At 44.5% G+C, this 23,283-nt stretch carries 14 protein-coding genes; 5 read left to right on the top strand and 9 right to left on the bottom strand.

What is annotated here, in order from left to right:
* Nucleotides 1–18 precede the first annotated feature (18 nt).
* Nucleotides 19–2,211 carry a hypothetical protein gene (locus RIE73_RS18780; RefSeq protein WP_446402627.1) on the top strand — a complete coding sequence of 731 codons (2,193 nt, stop codon included), beginning with the start codon at nucleotides 19–21 and terminating at the stop codon, nucleotides 2,209–2,211.
* Nucleotides 2,212–2,217: 6 nt separating this feature from the next.
* Here RIE73_RS18780 and RIE73_RS18775 read toward each other — a convergent pair whose 3' ends face one another.
* From RIE73_RS18775 to RIE73_RS18760, 4 genes are all read right to left on the bottom strand, one after another.
* Nucleotides 2,218–3,342 (bottom strand): THUMP domain-containing class I SAM-dependent RNA methyltransferase, encoded by a 1,125-nt coding sequence (locus tag RIE73_RS18775; RefSeq protein ID WP_446402626.1) that lies wholly within the window; start codon nucleotides 3,340–3,342, stop codon nucleotides 2,218–2,220.
* A 208-nt stretch (nucleotides 3,343–3,550) separates the two neighbouring features.
* Nucleotides 3,551–4,339, bottom strand: a complete 789-nt coding sequence (locus tag RIE73_RS18770) for a DNA-binding response regulator (RefSeq protein ID WP_446402625.1) — start codon at nucleotides 4,337–4,339, stop codon at nucleotides 3,551–3,553.
* A gap of 340 nt (nucleotides 4,340–4,679) precedes the next feature.
* Entirely contained in the window at nucleotides 4,680–7,334 is a 2,655-nt protein-coding gene (locus RIE73_RS18765; protein ID WP_446402624.1) for a tetratricopeptide repeat protein, read from the bottom strand.
* Nucleotides 7,335–7,487: 153 nt separating this feature from the next.
* Nucleotides 7,488–9,530 carry a tetratricopeptide repeat protein gene (locus tag RIE73_RS18760; RefSeq protein WP_446402623.1) on the bottom strand — a complete coding sequence of 681 codons (2,043 nt, stop codon included), beginning with the start codon at nucleotides 9,528–9,530 and terminating at the stop codon, nucleotides 7,488–7,490.
* A 117-nt stretch (nucleotides 9,531–9,647) separates the two neighbouring features.
* Between RIE73_RS18760 and RIE73_RS18755 the strand changes: the two genes are divergently transcribed.
* Together RIE73_RS18755 and RIE73_RS18750 are read left to right on the top strand one after the other, a co-directional pair.
* The gene (locus RIE73_RS18755; RefSeq protein WP_446396055.1) at nucleotides 9,648–9,836 is read left to right on the top strand and encodes a hypothetical protein; all 189 of its coding nucleotides are present in this window, start codon (nucleotides 9,648–9,650) and stop codon (nucleotides 9,834–9,836) included.
* Nucleotides 9,837–9,888: 52 nt separating this feature from the next.
* On the top strand, nucleotides 9,889–11,127 hold the full coding sequence (locus RIE73_RS18750; RefSeq protein WP_446402622.1) for a damage-control phosphatase ARMT1 family protein: 1,239 nt from the start codon (nucleotides 9,889–9,891) through the stop codon (nucleotides 11,125–11,127).
* A 138-nt stretch (nucleotides 11,128–11,265) separates the two neighbouring features.
* Here the strand turns inward: RIE73_RS18750 and RIE73_RS18745 are convergent, their stop codons facing one another.
* The 4 genes from RIE73_RS18745 to RIE73_RS18730 form a co-directional block, all read right to left on the bottom strand.
* Entirely contained in the window at nucleotides 11,266–11,739 is a 474-nt protein-coding gene (locus RIE73_RS18745) for a hypothetical protein (protein WP_446402621.1), read from the bottom strand.
* Between the two features lie 44 nt (nucleotides 11,740–11,783).
* Nucleotides 11,784–12,131 (bottom strand): hypothetical protein, encoded by a 348-nt coding sequence (locus RIE73_RS18740; RefSeq protein ID WP_446402620.1) that lies wholly within the window; start codon nucleotides 12,129–12,131, stop codon nucleotides 11,784–11,786.
* A gap of 119 nt (nucleotides 12,132–12,250) precedes the next feature.
* Nucleotides 12,251–12,997 (bottom strand): Mut7-C RNAse domain-containing protein, encoded by a 747-nt coding sequence (locus RIE73_RS18735; RefSeq protein ID WP_446402619.1) that lies wholly within the window; start codon nucleotides 12,995–12,997, stop codon nucleotides 12,251–12,253.
* 133 nt (nucleotides 12,998–13,130) lie between these two features.
* The gene (locus RIE73_RS18730; RefSeq protein ID WP_446402618.1) at nucleotides 13,131–15,209 is read right to left on the bottom strand and encodes an ABC transporter ATP-binding protein; all 2,079 of its coding nucleotides are present in this window, start codon (nucleotides 15,207–15,209) and stop codon (nucleotides 13,131–13,133) included.
* A gap of 126 nt (nucleotides 15,210–15,335) precedes the next feature.
* Here RIE73_RS18730 and RIE73_RS18725 point away from each other — a divergent pair, with 126 nt between their 5' ends.
* Entirely contained in the window at nucleotides 15,336–15,884 is a 549-nt protein-coding gene (locus tag RIE73_RS18725; protein WP_446402617.1) for a Uma2 family endonuclease, read from the top strand.
* 260 nt (nucleotides 15,885–16,144) lie between these two features.
* Nucleotides 16,145–17,107 (top strand): pyruvate kinase, encoded by a 963-nt coding sequence (locus RIE73_RS18720; RefSeq protein ID WP_446402616.1) that lies wholly within the window; start codon nucleotides 16,145–16,147, stop codon nucleotides 17,105–17,107.
* A gap of 831 nt (nucleotides 17,108–17,938) precedes the next feature.
* Here the strand turns inward: RIE73_RS18720 and RIE73_RS18715 are convergent.
* Complete coding sequence (locus tag RIE73_RS18715; RefSeq protein WP_446402615.1) at nucleotides 17,939–22,495, bottom strand: response regulator; 4,557 nt, start codon at nucleotides 22,493–22,495, stop codon at nucleotides 17,939–17,941.
* Nucleotides 22,496–23,283: the final 788 nt, after the last annotated feature.

Below are 23,283 nucleotides of genomic sequence, written 5' to 3'. Positions count from 1 at the left end.
ACTAGTATTACTCGAATTGTGTTACTCATTATTGCCATAACCATTGCCATTTATTTATTTTTTCTGGTTACAGGTTGGGGCATAACCCGTCTCACTTTACCCACGAGTATTCGTCCTTATCAACTTTGGTTAGCGCCTTGGATGGGATTGATAATTGCAAGCTTATTCAGCTTATCTTTGAGTCAAGTAGGATTCAACACTAATCAAATTATTTATGTTGTGTCTATTTTAGGAGTTGGCTTATTACTCTTGTGCAAGTACCGAAAAATACCGCTAATTATTCCCTTAAAACGGTTTGATGCTGTTTTAGCAATTGGGTCAGTTGTGGCACTTTTTTTAGCCTTGTACCCAATGATAAGAGAGGGAGTCCCAACAACAATATCATTAGGAAATAATGACCCTCATATTTACGTTGTTTTAGGAGATTTCTTCAAAACTCATAGTGTTAACCAACCTCCGCCAATTCAGCCCGAAGACCCATCCAGTTTTTTTATCCCTTGGCGACTTGCACCGGGTTTTCGCTTGGGAAGTCGGTTAGTCTTTGGGCTGCTAGCTTCATTACTCCATTTGCCAACGTACCAAATTTTTACCATAACGATTGGCGTATTTTTTGCCTTAACTCCACCACTCATTGCTATTTTTACTCTCATACTGAGTCAAGATAAATTTGCCGCTATCACGGCGCTGGTAATCACTGTATTTAATGTAAATTTTTTGTTTTTTAACTATCATGGATATGCTGCTCAAACTTTTGGTCATGGCTGTTTAATTGTTGCTTTAATATTATTTGAATTGGCAGAAAAAAATTCTGCTTTATATCGTTATTATCTGCTTCCTCTGGGATTAACTATATCTTCTTTGTTTATACTTTATCCGGAAATCAGCCTGTTCTTGATTGGGTTCTTGTCCCTTTATAGTCTGCTTAAATTGGCGAAACGATCGCGTCGGCTAGTCTTTCTAAGAAACCTTTGTTTATTAATAATTGTCGTTGTTGTGATCAACCCTTTAAATTTATGGCATGGTCTACGATACGCTTTTCTAGCCTCTGGACTGCAATCGGGTTGGTCAATGCCAAGATGGGCATTTCCTGTGGATATGGTTGGTTTTTTAAGTATTCATGCTAATCAAATCTATCCCCAATACTTACTGATAGGGACTAGCCTGCCTATCCTAATTTTAATTGTTCTGGGTGTCAGTCATTTAAAGAATAAAAAATTGTGGCTTTCAATTCTAACATTCAGCTTTGGGATTTTACTCTGGTTGAAGTGGGGACGTGACTATTCTTATGGATATTACAAAGCTGTAGGGTTTACGAGTTTTGCTCTAATTATTGCTGTTTCAATAGGCTTATCTGAATCCCTAAAAAAAATTACTAAAATTTTTCATCAATTGACTCTATATACTTGTCAAAGTATAGTCATTCTCATGATTGGGTTGATCAGTACTACAGCTATAGTCCCTCTTTTTAATACAATGTCAGCTAGCCATTTAAGTGTAAACTCGGACTTGGTTGAGTTATCTGAAGCCGCTAAAGTAGCGGGTTCTAGAACAGTATATATAGAAGAATCGGCTTACTGGGAACAGATGTGGATGAGTTACTTCTTAGGAAAAACTCGTTCTGTATTTATGTACCCGAATGAATATTATCAGCAAGGATATCTTTACTCTGATATGAGTCCCATGCCAGTATTTTCAACAGTGGAAGAAGGAGGTTTAGTCCTGACGCGGAATTGGCATGATGATTTCATGAACACCGATAAACTCCTTTGGACAAATAAGGTTTATTCATTAATACGTCCAGCGGGTAAAGTAGACAATACAAATGTTAGAATTCGTCTGTTAGAAAACTGGTGGTTTTTAGAAGAGTGGTGGGGGAATGCGTCGGATTCCAAAAGTTTCCGTTGGATGAAGCAAGATGCCACAATAAAACTCGAAAATGAAGAAAATAGACCTGTTGGATTAGCCTCAAAAATTAAATTTGTGCCGATTTTGCCAAAGACTACCGTTGATGTTTATCTGAATAATCGAATTGTTAAAACTATTAAGATTGACTCTAAACCTCAATTTTATAAGATTAATATCCAGGTAAAGGAAGGAGAAAATAAACTCCGATTTCATGTACGAGAAGGTGCTATTCAGCCGCCAGGAGATTTCCGAACGATTGCTTTGGGAGTTAATGCGATTCGTTTTAGTATGCAGGATTATAAATAATCCAATTTAATACAGTTCATATTGTAAAAAGGTGCAAGGAATAGAACCGTTATACACCGGAATCCGCCGCGATGCTTTTAATCCGACTCGCTTTGCCAACTGTTTATTCCCGGTTAAAATAAATGCTGTCCAGCCTTTAAACCGTTGTTTAAAGATATCGCCGAGTAATTTATATAAATCTCCCAATTCCTGAGCATTTCCCAATCGTTCTCCGTAAGGAGGATTGCAGATAATTATCCCGCGATCGCCTGGTGGTTCTAGTTGGGAAAGGTCTTGTTGAATAAAGGTGATCTGATCTAAAATGCCACAATGCTGGGCATTACTCCGGGCTTGGTTGAGGATATCCGCCTCGCGATCGCACCCTGTAATCGGTGCGGCTAATTCCTGGTACTGACAGGCTTTTGCCTGGTTGAGGACTTGTTGCCAAAGGGTGGGATTAAAGTCTAACCAACGCTCAAATCCAAACTGTTCTCGAAACAATCCAGGGGCAATATTTAAGCTGATTAAACTGGCTTCTAAGGGTAATGTTCCGGAACCACACATTGGGTCTAATAATGGCAAATTCGGCTGCCATTCTGCCAATTCTAAGAGTGCGGCGGCTAAGGTTTCTTTCAGGGGAGCAAGTCCCATGGCGGAGCGATATCCGCGTCGATGTAGACTGGTTCCTGAACTATCTAAACTGAGAATACAACGGTTTTGATGAATGTGAACATTGACTAACAAGTCAGGTTTTTCTATATTGACATTCGACCGTTTACCAAATTGGCTGCGTTGTTGATCGACGATCGCGTTTTTTACTTGCAGGGCGGTAAAGTGGCTATGATTAAGCTGTTTAGTCTTTCCGGTTGCATTTACGGCTAAGGTGTGCTGCGGTTTCAGATATTGCGCCCAGGGGATAGTTTGTACTCCCTGATAAAGTTGTTTCGCATTTGCACAAGGAAATTCGGCTAAAACGACGAGTACCCGGAAAATCGTTCTCGCCCAGAGGTTGACTCGATACATTAACGCTGTATCGCCCTGAAAATGCACTCCCGTAAAATCGGGATGCACCTCCTGCGCCCCCAGGTGTTCAAGTTCTTGCGCCGCAATGGGTTCTAATCCACGGGCGACTGTGGCAAAGTAGTGGTTCACGTTTTATGCAGGTGGGGACAATAAAAGTTAATGGCGGGGAGTGTCATTTGTCTTATGTCATTTGTCATACTCGCGCAAGCGAGAAGCAAGCTAAGTCTTATGTCATAAGTAGGGGCTGCTGCACAAAGTCCAAACCTTGATAAATAAAGGTGATTAGGAGGATTAACGGCACTTCCAGAACTTGTCGAGTGTTGGGTTGATTTTTAGCTTATAAAATCTCCCTTAACAAGGATTCAGTTAACAACGAGTCAGTGAATGAACCCGATTCATCCGAATCATCAAATAGCTGAGTCACGTAATCAAAGTTCCCCTCACCGACATTTTTCCGCAAGATGTTGATAATCGTTTCTGGGTTATCGTAGGGACCACTAATGTAACAGGGTTTACCGTTGCGACCCATTTGAAGTTTGGGTTGGCCACTCCACTTGCCTAAATGAAATCGCGATTGATGAAAATCTTGATGGGGTTTAAATCCTAATTGTTCGGCATAGTCTACGGCACTATACACGAGGGCTTGGGCTTGTTCAAGGGTAATTTTTTGAGGACCTTCGGGAAAGCCTTGATAGGCATAGTCTAGCATCTGTTTATATTCAACTGAATTCAGTTGACGCGGACCCATGGTATCTTTGACGCCGAGACACCATACATCTAGTAGGTAAGTACAAACGGTGAATCGGTCATACTTGGCTTTGCGCGTAATACAGACTAAGGCTAACCCTCGGTCAATATTTGCCTCGGTTTCTTCCATTGGATCAGGGTTTTCGTGGAGATAATAGTCCGCACAGTTGGCATTGACAAAGCATTCGACAACGGGATCTAGTTCTCCCGATGCGACACGAGCAAGTGTTTTTTCTTCCGCCTGTTCTTTGATATAGGCGGTGACTTCAGCCGCCCGTAATCCTAATTTGCGAGCAATTTGTTTCGGTGTTAAGTTGCGATCGCGTAATTCGGTGATTTCTTGTTTTTGTTCGGGTGTCATAGTTTTGTCCTTAGTCATTCGTCATTTGTCTTATGTCATTTGTTAGATTGATGAATCAGGGCGGGTTTTGTTGAGCAGTGCTCGGTGAGGTAGGGCGGGTTTTGTTGTTCATTTATCAGTGGGTAGGGCGGGTTTTGTTGTTCATTTATCGGTGGGTAGGGCGGGTTTTGTTGTTCATTTATCGGTGGGTAGGGCGGGTTTTGTTGTTCATTTATCGGTGAATAGCTGACTTTAGTCCCTAAACCCGCCCCTACAGATTCCCTAAACCCGCCCCTACAGATTCCCTAAACCCGCCCCTACAGATTCCCTAAACCCGCCCCTATAATTATGGCTAAACCCCCTCCTACCGCTATGCGTTTCATTGTTCAATCAATCTCCAGAAGCGATCATCTTCTGCGATCGCGTCAAAATCCAAATCCGTTCTGGCTTCCTCTCGATAGGCGGGATTCAGGGCGATCGCTTTTTCTAAGTTGTCGATACTTGAGCTTACCTGACGTTGTTGAGCATAGCCGATGGCTTTCTGGTAATAGGCGGGGGAATAATCGGGTTGAATGGCTAACGCCTGAGTATAACTGTCTAACGCTTCCTGATTACGTTTTAACTTCAGTAGCATATTTCCCTTGTATGTCCAAGCTTTATGGGAATCGGGCTTCAATTCGATCGCCTTCTCAAACGAGGTTACCGCTTCCTCATACCGTTCCAATACCGCCAAGGCTAAGCCGCGATTAAACCAGGCGACGCCATCATCGGGTTGCACTTGTACGGCTTTGTCAAAGGAATTATAGGCTTGTTCGTGTTGTTGCAGTGCGCCGAGTACCACACCCCGATTCACCCAGGCTTCATGGTACTCTGGGTTGAGTTCCAACGCCCGATCAAAGGAGGCGATCGCATCATCCCGGCGTTTCAATCGCCCTAGCATCATTCCCCGATTCAACCAGGCTTTATAATCCTCTGGCTGGATTTGAATCACTTTATTAAACGCCACTAACGCCCCTTCATAGCGCTGTAATTCTCGCAAAGCTAATCCGCGATAATACCAGCTATCCGGTGCTTCTGGGGCGAATTCTAGTCCCCGATCCAAGGATGCGATCGCGTCTTGATAGCGTTGTAATTCCCACAAGGCGACACCGCGCTGATGCCAGAGATTCGAGTTATCGGGTTGTAGTTCTAGGGCTTGATCATATCGTGCGATCGCCTCTTCATAGTCACCTTGGGCAAATAAATTATCCCCCTGATTAATATAATCCTTAACATTCAAGAAAAACTCTGGATGATTCTCATTCAATCGTTCCAATTGTTCCGTCAGGGGTTGGATTTGTTGCAGGACATCAGATAAGGCGGATTCGGCAATTTCTGTTGGCGTAATCTCTGCCAATTTTTGCAGGATTTCCTCTTTTTGCTGTTTAGCATCAGATTGGATATCTGTCAACTCCTCGGTTAACATAGATTCCAATTTTTCCAGGCTTTGGAATGCCTGATCTTTGCGTTCTTGAATGGCTGACTGGAATTGGGAAAATTGGCTGGTAAACTCGGTTTGGATTTGACTCAAACGTTGCAGGGTTTGGTCGCGGTTTTCTTGTACCCCTGATTGCGTCGTTGAAAGCTGATTGGTTACCTCCTGTTCCAATTTCTTCAAATTGCCCAAGGTTTGATCAATTTCTCCTTGAATTTGTGATTGCGATTGTTCCAGTTGGCGTGTCACCTCTTGGCGTAACCGTTCCACATCCTCAAAGGCTGTCGCTTGCTGTTGTTGCGCCTGTTGTTCGGCTTCAGTTTTAATCTCCGTCAATTGGGGTGAGAACTCTGAGGCGAGGCGTTGCAGATTCTCTAGAATGCTCTCCCGTTCTTGTTTCGTGGTGGTTTGCAGTTGGGTTAATTGCTGTTTAAACTCGGTTTCCGCCTGTTGCAAATTCTGTAAAATCGCCGCTTTTTGGTCGTCCAGTGACCCTTTCACTTGGTCAAGCTGGGGGGTAAACTCCGTCTGGAGTTTTTCTAAGTTCTGGAGAATCCTATCCCGTTGTTTTTGTGCCTCGTTTTGCAGTTGGGTTAGTTGCTTGCCAAACTGGGTTTCTGTTTTTTGCAAGCGCTGGATAATTGCGGCTTTTTCCGTTTCAGCCGCCTGTTTCAGTTTCGAGAGTTCTGGGGCAAATTCGCGACTCAGTTGTTCTAAACTTTGGAGAATTGCATCCCGTTGGCTTTGGGCTTGGTTAAACAGTTCCGCCAGTTGATTACTAAACGCGGTTTCTGAATTTTTCAGGTTTTCCACCACCCGATCTTTTTCGGCGTGGGTATCCTGTTGCAATTTTGCCAGTTCCGGCGTAAACTGGGCGCTTAATTGTTTCAGGTTCTCCAGAGTATCTGTTTGTTCCGATTCCACCTGAGAACGCAGTTGGGATAAATGATCAGAAAACTCGTTATCAACTTGGGCAAGGGCTTTTTGGGCATCTTTAATATGGGTATTTAAGTCCCGCAGGGCTTGTTGTTGAGAGTCCGAGAGTTCACTCAGAAGCTGGGATGACTCCTTCTGCTTCATGCCAATATCTTCATAGAAGTCATCGGCTTCTCGATTCAAATCATTAGCTAAATCTTCGGTACGTTCCAGAATCGCTTGTACCTGTTGATTCGCCTGATTAATCTTCCCTTCCAAGTCAGTTAATTCATTCAGATGCGCCCGCACCAAATCCGCCACCTCACGAATTACCGCCCGTCGCAACAGGAATAAGCCAACAATCGCCGCAATTAACAGCAGCGCCAAAACCGCCAAGAGGACATTAAACAGGGTGGTGGTGCGACTAAAGGCGCGATTAGCTTCCGCCTGCACCTGTTCTTGGATACGCTGTTCCTCCCGCAACTGTTCCAACTCTTCTTCCTCAGAATCAGAAAGCGCTTGAGATACTAGCGCATCTTGGGCGATGGATTGAGGCTGGATAACGCCAACAGACAATAGGATAGCCGAAAAGACGACCGTACTTAACGATAGGAATGCCAAAGTTACCGAATGTATGCGCTTCATCAGAACGTCCTTTGCCTATTGCTCTCCCGTTGCCATCTGATTTCTAACCTTACCTCAAAATCAGGTTTGTCGTTGCGCTTTCAGCTTGTAGTTGCGCTTTAGCGCCGACTCACCGTTGCGCTGTTCACCACATGTAGAGACGTACCCCGACTTCTAAATCCAGTCTAGATGTGTTCGTAATTCGGAAAATATCTCTAAGGCTGTCTGTAAATTAACCCTAGCCTCGGTGTAGTTTTCCTGTGCTTGTGCCAATAATCCTAAGTTGTGATAGGTGCTAGCTTGAGAATAGCGATCGCTAAATTCAATCTTAATATCCAAAGCTTGCTGATAGTAGCGTTTTGCCTGGTCATACTCCCGTAACTTTACAGCAATGTTTCCTAACTGGTGATAGGTGCTAGCTTGATTGTAGCGATCGCTAAATTCATTCTGAATATCCAGAGCCTGCTGATAGTAGGACTTTGCCTGCTCATATTCCCGCAACTCTTCAGCAACCACTCCTAAGTTGTGATAGGTGCTAGCTTGAGAGTAGCGATCACTAAATTCATTCTGAATATCCAAAGCCTGCTGATAGTAGCGTTTTGCCCGGTCATACTCCCCTAACTTTACAGCCACGTTTCCTAACTGATGATAGGTGGATGCTTGATTGTAGCGATCGCTAAATTCATTGTAAATATCCAAAGCCTGCTGATAGTAGCGCTTTGCCCAGTTATACTCCCCCAACTCTTCAACAACCACTCCTAAGTTATGATAGGTGCTAGCTTGAGAGTAGCAATCGCTAAATTCATTGTAAATATCCAAAGCCTGCTGATAGTAGTGCTTTGCCCAGTTATACTCCCGTAACTTTACAGCAACGTTTCCTAAGTTGTGATAAATGCTAGCTTGATTGTCGCGATCGCTAAATGCCAGGTAAATATTCAAAGCCGACTGATAATAGCACTTTGCCTGGTCATACTCCCGTAACCTTACAGCAACGTTTCCTAAGTTGTGATAAATGCTAGCTTGATTGTAGCGATCGCTAAATCCTATCTGAATATCAACAGCCTGCTGATAATAGCGCTTTGCCCGCTCATACTCCCGTAACTCTTCGGCAACCACTCCTAAGTTATGATAGGTGCTAGCTTGAGAGTAGCGATCGCTAAATTCATTGTAAATATCCAAAGCCTGCTGATAATAGCGCTTTGCCTGCTCATATTCCCGTAACCTTACAGCAACGTTTCCTAAGTTATGATAGGTGCTAGCTTGAGAGTAGCGATCGCTAAATTCATTGTAAATATCCAAAGCCTGCTGATAATAGCGCTTTGCCTGCTCATACTCCCGTAACTTTACTGTAACGTTTCCTAAGTTGTGATAAATGCTAGCTTGAGAGTAGCGATCGCTAAATTCATTGTAAATATCCAAAGCCTGCTGATAATAGCGCTTTGCCTGCTCATACTCCCGTAACTTTACCGTAACGTTTCCTAACTGATGATAGGTGGATACTTGATTGTCGCGATCGCTAAATTCCAGGTAAATATCTAGAGCCTGCTGATAGTAGCGCTTTGCCTGCTCATATTCCCATAACTTGACAGCAATGTTTCCTAACTGGTGATAGGTAGATGCTTGATTGTAGTGAGCGCTAAATTCATTGTAAATATCCAAAGCCTGCTGATAGTAGCGCTTTGCCTGCTCATACTCCCGTAACTTGACAGCAATGTTTCCTAACTGGTGATAGGTGGATGCTTGATTGTCGCGATCATCAATCTGTTGAGCAATCTCTAAGCATTGCTGATAAAATGCTTCTGCCTGTTGAAATTGTCTCAATTTCAGGTAAATCGTACCCAAATCAAATAATACCGTCGCTTCACTCTGCCGATCCGCCAATGTCTGGGAAAAGGTTAAAGATTGCTCATAACACTGAATTACCGCATCAAATTGGCGTTGCTGCTGATACGTCTGACCTAAATGCTTAAGCACCTTGACATGAAAGGCTAAATCATCCGGCTTCAATTTCAGTGCTTGCTCTAAATACTCCCTGGCGGCTTCCGGTTTTCCCTGATGCAAATACGCGACACCAAGCTGTTCTAAAATCGTTGTGTACTGTTCAAGATTTTCTCCCGTGGCATATTCTCCCGTTCGTTGATACTCCATTAAAAGACGCTGGAGTAATTCAACCTGTTCTGGCTGGGTATTATCAGGGGGATAATTGGCTTGACTCATACAGATATATCCCACGGGAGATAATGGATTGAATTCTATAGTAAAGGTTTCCGGACAAGAAAAGAACTACTCCAAGCACAGAGAATACCAAAGCCTTAGCTGGATTCAGGGATAGGAGTGACGCAAGCGTCACAGGCGGCGGCTGAGATGGTGGAGGGTGCATTGCTAGGGTTTATCGCACTTCTCGATTGGGTACAATACATCTTGGTAGAGACAGGGTGTGGGGTGTGGGGTGTAGTGCTTTCAAATAAGAACCGCTATATAATCGAGAATCGGTTCCTTTTGGGTTTACTCGAAAATTATTAGTTGCCCAATCTAGTTTTCTTCATCCGTGACAAAGACGCGCGATCGCAGAATCATGTCCCCCACTAAACCCTGTATCCCCATCCCACCACCTCTGATGATGTCAGAGGAGGGTTCATTTGCCCACCAGACACTGACGCAACGGTGGCCCACAATTATCCAACGGGCGATCGCCTCCAACAACTATCCCGCCTCGATTACCCAGAATCTGGAGAATCTACGTCAGGAATTGCCTTACGGAATCGTGCGATCGCTCAACTGTGAAACCCAACCGGATTTAGAGGCGTGGAATACCTATATGTCACCCTACCAGGGAAAACGCTGGATTGATATCCCCTGGTATCCCGCAGAAGTTTACCTCTATCGTCGCATCTTAGAAGCCACCCACTACTTTCAACCGGGAAAATGGCACCGAGTCGATCCCTTTGAACCGCAAAAACACAGCAGTTTGGCAAAGGTAATGTCCGCGATTGAGACAATGAGTGGGAAAATTAACACCTTTGTCGATTCCCAAGGACAATGGAAGCACATCGATTTAATCGCCCTCTTTTATTTTGCCCTTTGGGGGAATCGCATTGACTTAAGCTTATTTCCCACTGACGCGGGAGAGAGTCAGCGGATGAATATTGAAGCCTATCGTGAACAGGCAAATCTTTTAGTTGATCATACACCCCAAATTGCTGATCACATTGCTCACCTTAAGGGAGTTCGCATTGATTTAATTGTGGATAATGCTGGGTTTGAGTTGTTCTGTGATTTATGTGTAGCTGACTTTTTCGTCAACAGTGGAATTGCTCAACCTGTTTACTTACATCTGAAGCCTCACCCGGTATTGGTGTCTGATGCCATGATTAAGGATGTTGACCACACCATTAAGGTTCTCTGTCACCATAGCCATCAGGATGTCCAATCTTTAGGAAAACGCCTCCAGAATTATATTGACAACGGTAACATAATCTGCTGTGAGGATTCCTATTGGACAGCCCCCCTCGCCTTTTGGGATATGCCAGAATCATGGCGCAGTGAATTAAATCAATCCCAATTCGTGATGATTAAAGGGGATGCCAATTATCGCCGTTTACTGGGCGATCGCCAATGGGATTATACGACGCCATGGCAGGATATTGTCTGCTATTTTCCTGCACCATTAGCCGCCCTACGCACCTTTAAAGCTGAACTCGCCGCCGGATTACAACCGGATCAAATTGATAGACTCAATCAAGATGATCCACAATGGTTAACCAATGGACAATGGGGCGTCATTCAATTTTTCAACCCACGTAGGGTGCGTTAGCGAAGCGTAACGCACCTGGTTTGAGCTATACAAAACACGTCATACCAAATCCGGGTTAGCTACCCCCGTTATAACCCAGTCCGCGTAGGCGGACTTCGTTTGTGTAGCAGCGATTTTAATCGCCGTGGCAAAAGGGGGTTACTTTTCAAGGCGTTCCCTTCCCCAATCTAGTGCTGTCCGCACTGATGAAATAAAGCGTTGAATATTCTCAAGCGTAACGGCTGATTCACCGCCAACATAGGTTGAACCCACCTCCCCATTACCCTGACCTACATTTACCATAAATAGAATGTCAAACTCACCATCCTGTGGTGAACGAATTTCTCCGGATAATGCTTGTACTTGAAAACCAAGTTCCCAGGTAACGAAGGGTTCTGATTGGCTATCGGGATTATTTTGTAAACGGGTAATGTGATTTTCAAAATAGGCAATTAATTCCTGTAAATCCTTGATACTGATAAAAGTTTGAGGAGATTTAACAGAAACGTTAGCCAGTTGGGGATCTAGCCTAAATTCAAAAATGGCATCAAGATAGTCTTTAGTATGCTCTAGATGTGTGAGATTGAATAGAACTTGATATCCATCAGTTTTAAGAAGAGATTGGTTGCTCATTTTTTGTCTGTTGTATACGCTTGTTTTCGGGGATGGATGAAACATCAGTTAGCGGGATGGGGGTTAAAACCGTACCTTAGTCCAAGTCTTTCTAGTTCTTGGGGTCTAATATTCCGCAAACCCGTAACAATTCCTGCGTCTCCTACAATTACTACATTGTACAGTCTTCGTCTTGAGCGAGTTCGCTGGATATACACTGTCGCTCCGTCTTTTTGGGTAGTCTTGCGAGTATAGTTTTCAATGATATCGTCTACTAAGTCGAAGGGTTGGCTAAAACCGTGACGGAGAAGACTCTCTCGCGCATGGGTTGTTAGTCTTTGCCCTTTTGGGGTGGTAATCACCTGGCTCAGTTCGTGATTATCCGGATTTTCGCTCCCTTCATGATTCGTCACGTTAAATGGATCGGCTCCCCTGTTAACGGCAAACTGTGGAAATTAATCTGTATCGAGATTACTGGCTTTTGACTGATCGTTCAAGAGATTGTTGCTGATTCCTAATTGATCAGGCTTCCTTACTCTTTTGCCACCATAACCTGTTCAATAAACTGTTGCATCCGCTCAAAATGTGACCCTTGCCAATAAATCTGATCACAGGTTTGACAGCGATGAAATTCATCAATGGATTGTCGCGTTTGCTCCGGTAACTGATCTGCGATCGCGTCTTTTTCAACAGGTACTAATATCCCATTACAGCGGATACACCGATGAAAGGGTAAAATAGCATCAAATAAATTGAAGCGGCGCAAAACTTCAACGATTTGTTGATCGGGGTTTTTGGAGCGCACATAATACCCATACCTCACGATAGAACGCATCAGTAATCGGGTATCGCGAGTTAACAGAATCCGTTGCTCATCCGCAGAAACTTGGGCTAACTCTGGATCAGCGTAGTCATTGCGATACAGCGTATCAAACCCCAACAACCGCAACGCATTCGCTAATTTACCTAAATGAATATCTAGAACAAATCGATACTCTTGGGGTTCCGGGGGACTCACGCGAATGCTAGGATTGATTTCATCTAACACTGAAATTGGACAAACCGTGACGCGATCGCGATCGTGGACAATATAGGAAAAATCAACCGAGTCTCCATTCACCAAAATCGCATCTACTTCCGGGTGAGGTACTCCCAAGGATTCGATCATATCCTTAATCGAGGTTCGCCCTTTAAACTCATGAGGAAAACGAACATGACGCTTGTTTGGAGGCAAAAAATAATTCAATTCTGCCAGAAAATGAAATTCAGCAGTTGCCATGATAATCACCTTGATTCAAAACCAATTCTAACCACCTGTAGGGGCGGGTTTTACAACTATCCTTTGGGTTTGACCCCAATGTAACTAAACCCGCCCTGATCGCGTGATCAACTGTATGAAACCCACCCCGAATCTATTGCCGATCGCGTTCCAAATCACGGATAACTTTTTGCCAATACCAATCCTCGGAATGTCCCGGATTATTGCTTTTCACCTGATTCAATAATCGCTTCGCCACTTGCCAATCTCCCTGAACCATGCCAAAAAGCTGATACTGGAGTGTCGCAGAGGGTTTGTTTCCATCCGACAAGTCGCTAATATCAGACCAAGGAATCAATCCTCGCCCTGCTTGTTGTTGCTGAATCCGATCCAAGCTTCCCGTGGGAATCGATTCAATAAGCTGGCGCGTGTACTCGGTTTGGGGTTCCCGATAGATACTCTCCGCCGCATCGATTTCCTCGATTTTGCCCTTATTCATCACCATTATGCGATCGCTCATAAATTTGACCACACTCAAGTCATGGGAGATAAAGATATAGGTGAGATCAAAGTCACTCTGTAACTCTTTAAGCAGATTCAGCACCTGCGCCTGTACCGACACATCTAAGGCAGAAACTGATTCATCGCAGATAATAAACTTAGGTTCAAGTGCTAGCGCCCTAGCAATACAAACCCGTTGGCGTTGTCCCCCCGAAAACTCGTGGGGATAGCGGTTCATCGAATCTGGGTTTAACCCCACCCGTTCCAACAAATAAGCGGCGTGATCGCGACGCGCTTTGGCATTATCTCCCCATTTATGAATCACCAATGGTTCCATCACCGCATCCCCAATCTTCATCCGAGGATCAAGAGAACTAAAGGGATTCTGGAAAATAATTTGCATGTCTTGTCGAATTTGCCGCAAGCGCTTGCCTTTAAAATGGGTGATATTTTCATTGTCAAATGTTACCTTACCCTCCATCGGTTCAATTAAACGCAATAACGTTCGGGCAAGGGTGGATTTACCGCAGCCGGATTCCCCCACGAGTCCCACTGTTTCGCCTTTGTACACCTCAAAGGACACATCATTAACCGCCATAATATAGCGTTTGGTTTTGCCAAATACGTTGGATACAGGAAACCCCACCCGCAGATTTTTAACGGCAAGTAGGGGAGAGGCTGAGGCGTCAGCAACGGCAAGATTATCTCGCTGCACCTTTGCCCCATTTGCCTGATCAATCGTCGGAGATTTTTCGCGAATTTCTACCTTACCTTCCTCTGTTGTCACCTCCTCCATGAAGTCAGCCACAGTGGGTAAGTATTTTAACTGTTTTTCTAATGTCGGACGACAGGCTAATAATCCTTTGGTATAAGGATGCTGGGGATGAGAGAAAATCTGCCAGACATCGCTACTTTCAACAATATTTCCCCGATACATCACCGCTACACTGTCGGCAATTTCGGCAATCACGCCTAAGTCATGGGTGATGAAAATCATCGACATTCCTCGCTGATCCCGCAACTCCCGCAGCAAGTCCAGAATTGCCGCCTGTACGGTAACATCAAGGGCGGTGCTGGGTTCATCCGCAATCAGAATCTCCGGATCACAGGCAATTGCCATGGCAATCATCACCCGTTGCAATTGACCCCCGGATAGTTCATGGGGATAGCGTTTGAGCATTTCCTGTTTGCGCTGATTCAGGTACTGACTGATCACGCGATCTGTGGCGGCGTCGTCAGGATTTTCTTGCTCATACTCCAGCTTAAGTTCCTGATCACTGGGAATCAGCCGCACTTCTTGCAGCCGTGCGATCGCCTGACGCCGTGCTTCGCCTTGGGATATGTCCTGATGCTGTAAAATCGCCTCGATAAGCTGAAACCCAATCGTGTAGACGGGGTTGAGAGAACTCATTGGTTCCTGGAAGATCATCGAAATTTGACCCCCCCGAAACAAGCGTTTTCGTTCCTCACTCAGCGTCAACAACTCAATAGGTTGAGCGCGATCGGCTTGAGGTTTAAAATATATCTCCCCCTGGGTAATCTTACCGGGCATTGGCACTAACCCCATCACCGCCAGTGAGGTGACTGACTTTCCCGAACCCGACTCACCCACAATACCCAGGGTTTGCCCCCGTTTCACTTGAAAACTAATCCCATCAACAGCGAGGACTTCCTTTTCATCGGTTTTAAATTTGACTTGCAGGTTGCGAACGTCGAGAACGGTATCAGCCATGACACTCTAAAAACGAGAATTAACAAAAATTTTAACAAGCCAATGCCCTATCGTACCGCATCCCCATGATTCGGCGATCGTACTATGGAAGCGGAAGGGTCTATTGTTACTGAATTGACACAACTCATGACAACTCTAGTCAAATGGACAGTCGCCGACTATCATCGCCTCATTGAGACTGGTATTCTCAACCACCGTCGGGTTGAACTTTTGCAAGGAGAAGTCGTAGAAATGCCTCCAGAAGAACCGATTCATAGCTATGCAACCGAAGGGGGTGTTCACTATCTACGTTCACTGTTAAGGGGATTGGCGGTGGTGCGAGAAGCTCATCCAATTACCCTGGCTGATTCCGAACCCCAACCTGATGTCGCCATTGTCCAACCATCGCGACAACGATATCTCCAGCATCATCCCTATCCTCAGGACATTTTTTTGCTGATTGAAATCTCTCAGTCTACTTTGGACTATGATCTCAATGAGAAAAAGACAACCTATGCCTTGGCAGATATTCCAGAATACTGGGTGGTGAATCTCAAGGCAAATCAGATCCACGTCTTTCGACATCCTCAGCAAGGGGAATACTTGGAAACATTCGTGATCACTCAAGGCACTATTTTCCCCTTAGCATTTCCCACCATTGAGGTATCAATCAACCAATTTTTTGCCGATGTCTAATAGTCTAATGATGGAAAAATCAATAAATGTAGGGGCGGGTTTAGCCACTCAAACAACTTGTCACCAATCAATGAACAACAAAACCCGCCCTCCACACCGATAGCTCGTTCATAGCAATGAACAATGAACAGCCAGTAGGGTGGGTTAGGCGGAATTTAAATCGAAGCGATAACCATTTAATGCCGTATCCGCCGTAACCCACCGATGTTAACGGGGAAATAGATTATTTAATCAATATTTCAGAACTACATAGAGTATAGATGAAAACAGTATTTACGTTAGGACCCGCTAGTGAAAACAAACGCCTGATTACTCAGTTGTCCCAAACCGCCGATCGCTTTCGGCTGAATGTAGCCCATATTACAGCAGACGGCTTAAAAACCTGGTTAGAACGCTTAACCGAAATCTTCACCGAACAAGGTAAAACCTTACCCCTGGTTTTAGATTTACAAGGCGCGAAAATGCGAGTTGGCAGCTATCCCAGTTGTGACTATCTTCCTGAAAAAGTCAGATTATTTTTCGGTCAATCCTCTGATGATATCACACAAGTGCCGATTCCCGACAAAAACGTATTCAAGGAATTAAAAGTTGGTGATATTCTTTCGCTCAATGATGCCCGAATTCAACTCGAAGTTATCGCGATTCAGGATAAGAGTGCAACGGCTAAAGTTTTAACCAATGGCGGGTTAAGTGCCTACAAAGGGATTAATCGGGTGAATCATCCTATCCCTTTTAGCCAATTAAACCAACACGATCAGAAGGCGGTTGAGTTGGGGTTAACCTATCCCTTTGTTCAATTTGCCTGTTCCTTTGTCTTAGACGGTAAGGAAGTTTCAGCGATTCGCCAGCAAATAGGCGATCGCTATTTAATCGCCAAAATTGAACGCCCTGAAGCCATGCACCATCTCAGCCAACTGGATCAAGGGTTTGATGAATTGTGGTTCTGTCGCGGGGATTTGGGGGCGCAGGCGGGATTAAAGGCGTTAGGACAATTACAAGCCGCGTTTATTGCCCAGTTTCCTCAATTATCCAGCCCTAAGTTTCTCGCGGGTCAAGTCTTAGAATATATGACCCATTTTCCCCAACCTACCCGGAGTGAAGTTGTGCATTTATACGATATTCAACAGGCTGGATTTGATGGAATTGTGCTTTCTGATGAAATCGCCATTGGACAATATCCTGCACAAGTCGCCGAGTTTTTAGCCCACTTTTATGACCAATAACAAGACAGGGATGGGAGTTGCCCTATTGCCCCGTTCCATCCGACGTTTTCATCGCGAGGGGGTCGTCTATCGCCCAGTCTAACCCTCGGCGGCGATGATTGGGTTAGCGATCGCGTGGCGACAAAATCATTTCCATCCAACTCAGCAAAACTTTTTGCAGGTGGTTAGAGATATTGCTGATTCAGGTGATATCAAATAACAAAGGACAAGCTTCTTGCTGATCAAGCCCAGTTAGATAAAGAAAACTTTTCAATTTGATGTTTAAGTTTTAATAGTCTAAACATAGTCGGATTGAGGACGGGCAGAAAAACTCATGGGTAAATCCTGATTTGACCTGGGTTTGAGGTTGTAGTATGATGTTATCGTAATACTGTATTGTGTATTATTTGTAGGCAATTTTAAACCAATAATCCTTAAATGCCTTGATACTACGTTATTTTTTCCTCCTTCACCTCGGCAAAATTGAAATAATACAACTATATTGCACGCGCTAATTTTCTCGACCCATTCCCCGGTAAATTTGACAAAAAAGCTATTTTATGCATGATGCAACTGAATTAAGGTTTGAAGTTAATCGGGCTTGATCATACCTCAAGCCCACAAATGGGAGGAAACGAGGCTAAATTATCCGATTAAATCGGGTCTTCCGGACTTAGTGTGCTAAACTATCAGTTTTAATGAGCCAAGAAGCTTACCACACAGGAGCTGTAGCTTTTCACCGTCTTAAAACTCTCTTGAAATCCGGGTAAAAATGTTTAAAGCTATTGCTGTCCAATATTGCGGCAAATCAAACTAATAATTTAGCAAACTAACTACGGAAGACCCATATCATCATCGCATCCGATGTTGACAGCGTTTGAGGTAATGTTGCGCTACCTTATCCCCTGGATGAACCTGCAAACATTCACTAAACCGTTGAGCCGCGTCTGAGAGGCGATCGCGATAATATAAGAGTAACCCTTCCTCGAATGCCGTTTTCGTTACCAGCTTTGCTTTTCGCATCTGGGGCGGATCAGCGTCAAAGACTTCATAGACAGTTACTTTTTTGGCTTTCCCTTTCACATTCACCTTATCCACGAGACGCATCCCATAGTCACCGGGATTCGACAACTTCAAGAATGTATGGTGCGAGATTAATAGCCGTACTTGATAGATTTTCGTTAATTCTTCCAGGCGGGCAGCTAAATTCACCGCATCACTAATCACCGTGCTATCCATACGGGAAAATCCCCCCACGGTTCCCAGCATTAATTCCCCGGTATTGATTCCTATACCAATCTCGATGGCTGCATAGTCATAATTAGCCCGATGTTGGTTATATAAAGCTAGCCGCTCAAACATGGCAATTCCCGCCTGCACTGCTTGATCCGCATTGCCACTAAACAATGCCATAATTTCATCGCCAATATATTTATCGACAAAGCCATTATTTTCCCGAATGGCTGGTTCCATGCGACTTAAGAAGGCATTGATAAAATTAAAATTTTCACGGGGACTCATCTGTTCCGACAGCGCCGTAAAGTTACGAATATCGGCAAAGAGAACAGACATTTCCTGTTGAACGTGATCCCCCAGTTGCACATCCACAATACTTTTTTTCTGCAAAAACTGGAGAAATTGACTAGGAACAAACCGTTGATAGGCTTGATTGAGTTGAAACAGGTCACGGGTAAAGGCTTCCCGTTGTGCTTCCGCTTTTTTGCGATCGCGGATATCTTGAAAGGCAACCATCCCATAAGCTACCTTTCCCTGTTCCTCATAGATGGGAGTCCCCCACACCTCAATCGGGATAACCTGATCCCCTCGGTGAATTTCCACATCATCAACGGTGGAAGTTTTTCCCTGCAACGCCAGAAAAATAGGCATTTGCTGGGTGGGATAGAGTTGATCCGTTCCTGTGCGATAAGCTTGATACGCCTCAGCTAATTCTTCAACGGTAACAGCGTCTACAATGCCTTTGCCCAAAATCTGTTTAGCCGCTTCATTAGCATAGTAGGGTTTGCCGTGGGCATCGAGGATAAAAATCCCCACAGGTACGGCGTCTAAAAATTGCATCAATCTCCGCTCACTTTCACGCACCACTGCGTAAAGTTGAGCATTTTCTTTGGCAATTGTGGATAAACGCAGATGAGTTTTAATCCTGACCAAAAGTTTGTGTTTGGCAATCGGTTTGGTCAAATAATCATTCACGCCCACACTAAATCCTGCCACTAAGTCATTCACTTGCTCGTTTGCCGTCAACATCAACACGGGCAGTTCAGTAGGGGGATAGGATTCACGCAGTTTTTTACAAACATCATACCCCGTCATGCGTGGCATCATCGCATCGAGTAAAACCAGGTCAGGCTGAAAACCCTCTTTAAGGATATCTAAAGCTTCCTGACCATGGGAGGCTTGGGCAAGTTGATAATTTTCTAAGGATAAATAGTTGACGAGTATCTGACGATTCACTGTATCATCATCGACGATTAAAATTTTGAACGGGTTGATTAAGGGTTCGTCATCCTGGAGATTGTGGTGTTGTTTTAGCGTTAAGGCGGGTTGAGAAACTGTCAGCAACAGGGGACAATAATCACCGACACTAGGAGGTTGAATTACAGAGTAATTGGCACTGTAAACTGTCTTAGACATTGCCACGATTGACTCAACCGGATCGGGCTTAATGTCTGGAATTTGTCCGTCAAAAATTGGCAACGTAAACGTAAACTGAGAGCCGACGCCTAAGGTTGATTGCACCTCAATGGTTCCCCCATGCAACTCCACCAGCTTTTTCGTCAGGGCTAACCCTAACCCGGTGCCGCCATACTTACGCCCGAGAGAAGCCTCGCCTTGTTCAAAGGATTCAAAAATACGGTTGACTTGAGACTTGGGGATGCCAATTCCTGTGTCAGATACGGTAATGGCTAGCATTTTGAATGTTGACCCTTCGCAACCCTCGATGGCATGGTTTTGACCCTTCACTTCGCTTATCGGGAAACGATTTGGTAGAGGCGGGTTTAGGGAATTCGCGCCAGGGGTTGACGATAACGTTGGTTCCAAAACCATGCTGACTGAGCCTTCCCTTCGTTCCAGGACATAGTTTTGAGTTAACGTCTCCATGTTGCCATTGCCCCACTGCACCTGGGCACCTCTACCCTCTAACATCTGCCTTGAACTCACCAATTGAGCCGAAATTTTGACCGTTCCTCTATCAGTAAACTTAATCGCATTATCCACTAGGTTTTGCAAAATCTGCTGCACCCGATTTTCATCGGCATAAGCGATAGGTAAGTCCGGAGAAATGGCATTAATTAGTTGTAACTCTTGACCACCAATCAGCGGATAACTAAGTCGGAGAACCACCTCCGCTATTTCTCGTACCCCCACGGGCTGTTGCTGGAGTTGAATGTCTTGGTGTCTGAGTCTGGCAAAATCGAGAATGTCATTAACTAAGTTGGATAAACGTCGCCCCGTGGCGATAATTGTACCTAAATTGATCCGAGTTTGTAAGGGTAACTCTCCGGTAGCACCATCGATTAAGGATTCAGCAATGCCGACAATGCCATGGAGAGGAGTACGAAGTTGGTGGGATGTATTTGCCAGAAATTCATCTTTGAGCTTGTCTAGGCGCTGCCAAGCGGCATTTTGATACTCTTTGACTTCCAGTTCTTGGGTAAAACGCATCCGTTCGGCTTCGGCTTTTTTGCGCTCTGTGATGTCGTTGAGAACGGCAATGGCATAGATAATTTCACCCTGTTCATCCAGGATAGGTTTGCTCCACGTCTCAATCGGAATAATCTGGTCGTCTTGGTGAATTTCAATATCATGGACAATAGACCGTTGTCCCTGCAAAGCGCGAACAATCGGTAAGTTTTCAGTCGGATAAAATTGATCAGTTCCGGCGATATACCAGTGATGAACGGCACAAAAATTATCCGCGATCGCGTCGGGGCTGAAGGTTTGTCCCATAAACCGTTGTGCCTTATCGTTGGTATAATAAAATTTTCCCTGAGCATCAACCACCACGATACCAACAGGTACGGTTTCTAAAATTTGAGCTAACTGTTTCTCACTTTTCGCCAATGCCTCATTTAAGCGGTTCATCTGATGATTCTGGTCTTTGAGAGTGGCAAAGGATTGGTTTAATTGATCCGCCATTTGATTAAAGGCGGCGCTGAGACTACCTAGTTCAGCGTTACGATGAACCTCAATTTTTTGCTCCCATTCCCCATTGGCAATGGCGTTGGCGGCTTGATTTAAGCGCTGGATGGGTTGAATGATCCAGTGGGCGGTACTAATACCAACTCCCGTGGCGATGATCAGGGCAACTAAACAGAGTAGGATTGTGACTTGCGTATTATCATGAATGTGGTGCATGAAGTCAGCTTCAGGGACAACCACGACAATTAACCAGTCTAAGCCGTGGCTATCTCGTAAGGGCATGACTTGTAAAAATTGCCGCTGTCCCTGACGTTTAAAGTCTAGGTGTTGGGACGCTTGAATCCCATTGAAGTCGCCAAACTGTTGCGTTAAATAGTTGGCGCTGGCTTGAATTAACGGATCACGACTTTGGCTGGCTTTTAACCGAGTAATTTGATTTTGGTTATGTTGAAAGGGCGGTTCTGGGGTGGATGTGGCGACTAATAAACCTGAACGTTCCATAATAAACAGGCGTCCCGATTTACCGATTTTTAGCGTTTGCAGGAAATCACTAATCGTGGAGAGACGTAGGGTTGTGTTTAAGACGCCCTGAACCTGCTGATTGCTGTCGTAGACAGGTTGAATAGCGCTGATTAGCAACGTGCGATCGCCTTCGCCAAAAAGGGGGAAAATATCACTCCAGGTGGGTTGACCCGCTTGCAAGGCGGCTTTATACCAAGGGCGCAGGCGGGGGTCGTAATTTGTGGTACTCTCGATCAGGGTTTTGCGATCGCCTTCACTGTGGGTGCTATAAGTATAGAAATCAAAATCTGTCCCAGGATTCGCTTGGATAATCACCAATTGATCCCGATTTCGTCGCCCCGCCGCAATCAGTCCTCGCTGTTCATTCGCCACACCAATATAACTCACAGCATCAAATCGTTGCACTTGTCGCCACAAATGCTGTTCCCAGGGTTGCAAGTTGTCTAGCGTCAAGTTTCCTAAGCGAATCGCATCTTGATTACTCTGATTAATCTGATGGGGAATCGCTAAATATCGCTCCAAACGATCCTTAATATGAACTGTAATTTCATCTTGTAATTGAGTCGCTACCTCATTCACCGCCCGCTTTCCGTGGCGAAAGGATAACCAGCCAATTACGCCGACTGTGGCAAAAATTTGCACCAGAAAGGGAACTACGAATACTGTTCGTAGAGGCACATTCGTTAAATTTTTGTCAATTAGGCGCTTGAGAGATCGCATTGACATGAGAGTCCCTTGGAGATCGCTAAAGTTAAGGACATAAACCCTACATTTTTAAAGCAGAAGTTAATCCTTTTTTTATGCCGTTCAACCCCAATTAGCGATGCACCCAATAGATTCAATCCATAAACGATTGAAATAGTTTGAGGGTAAAACTTACAAAAGGTGTTTTTATTGAATAAGTATGGTTTTGCCAAACGTCTGAACAGCATTCACTCAACCTTCACGGCGAACGTTTCCCACCTGTCGCATTCACCGGAAAGCTTGATAGTTCAGCACTTTTGACTTTTGTACAGAACCTAGTCGCCTCTGTAGCTTTAAGGTAGCGGTACTAGACAGAACTGACAAATTCAATCCTTTTGCCTCTCTCGCTCAAAGCCATTATTGTGTTATACTAGCGTATTACTTGTATTACAGCATTCCTATAATATGCCAATTCGCTCATAGCAGCAACTCTCTAACGGTAGAGAAAATCCAATGTTGTCAGCTAGACCTGATTGGAACGTAAGTAGGGGCGGGTTTAGGAACTCAATTGACGGGCAAATCAATAAATGTCATACAAAACCCGCCCTTCCTTCTTGCAGGCGGGTTTAGGAACTCAATTGATGGGTAAATCAATAAATGTCATACAAAACCCGCCCTCCCTTCTTGCAGGCGGGTTGAGGAACTCAATTGACGGGCAAATTAATAAATGTCATACAAAACCCGCCCTTCCCCCGTATTGAACCTAACCGATAACCTCAATCCCAAATCCACTCACGGTTAAAAAAAGGGCGGGTTTTGTTGTTTTGTTT

Origin of the sequence: Coleofasciculus sp. C1-SOL-03 (assembly GCF_040220555.1) — a bacterium.
Taxonomy (GTDB): domain Bacteria; phylum Cyanobacteriota; class Cyanobacteriia; order Cyanobacteriales; family Coleofasciculaceae; genus Coleofasciculus.
The sequence above is the reverse complement of the archived record's forward strand: the minus strand, read 5'-3'. Positions and strand labels throughout refer to the sequence as shown.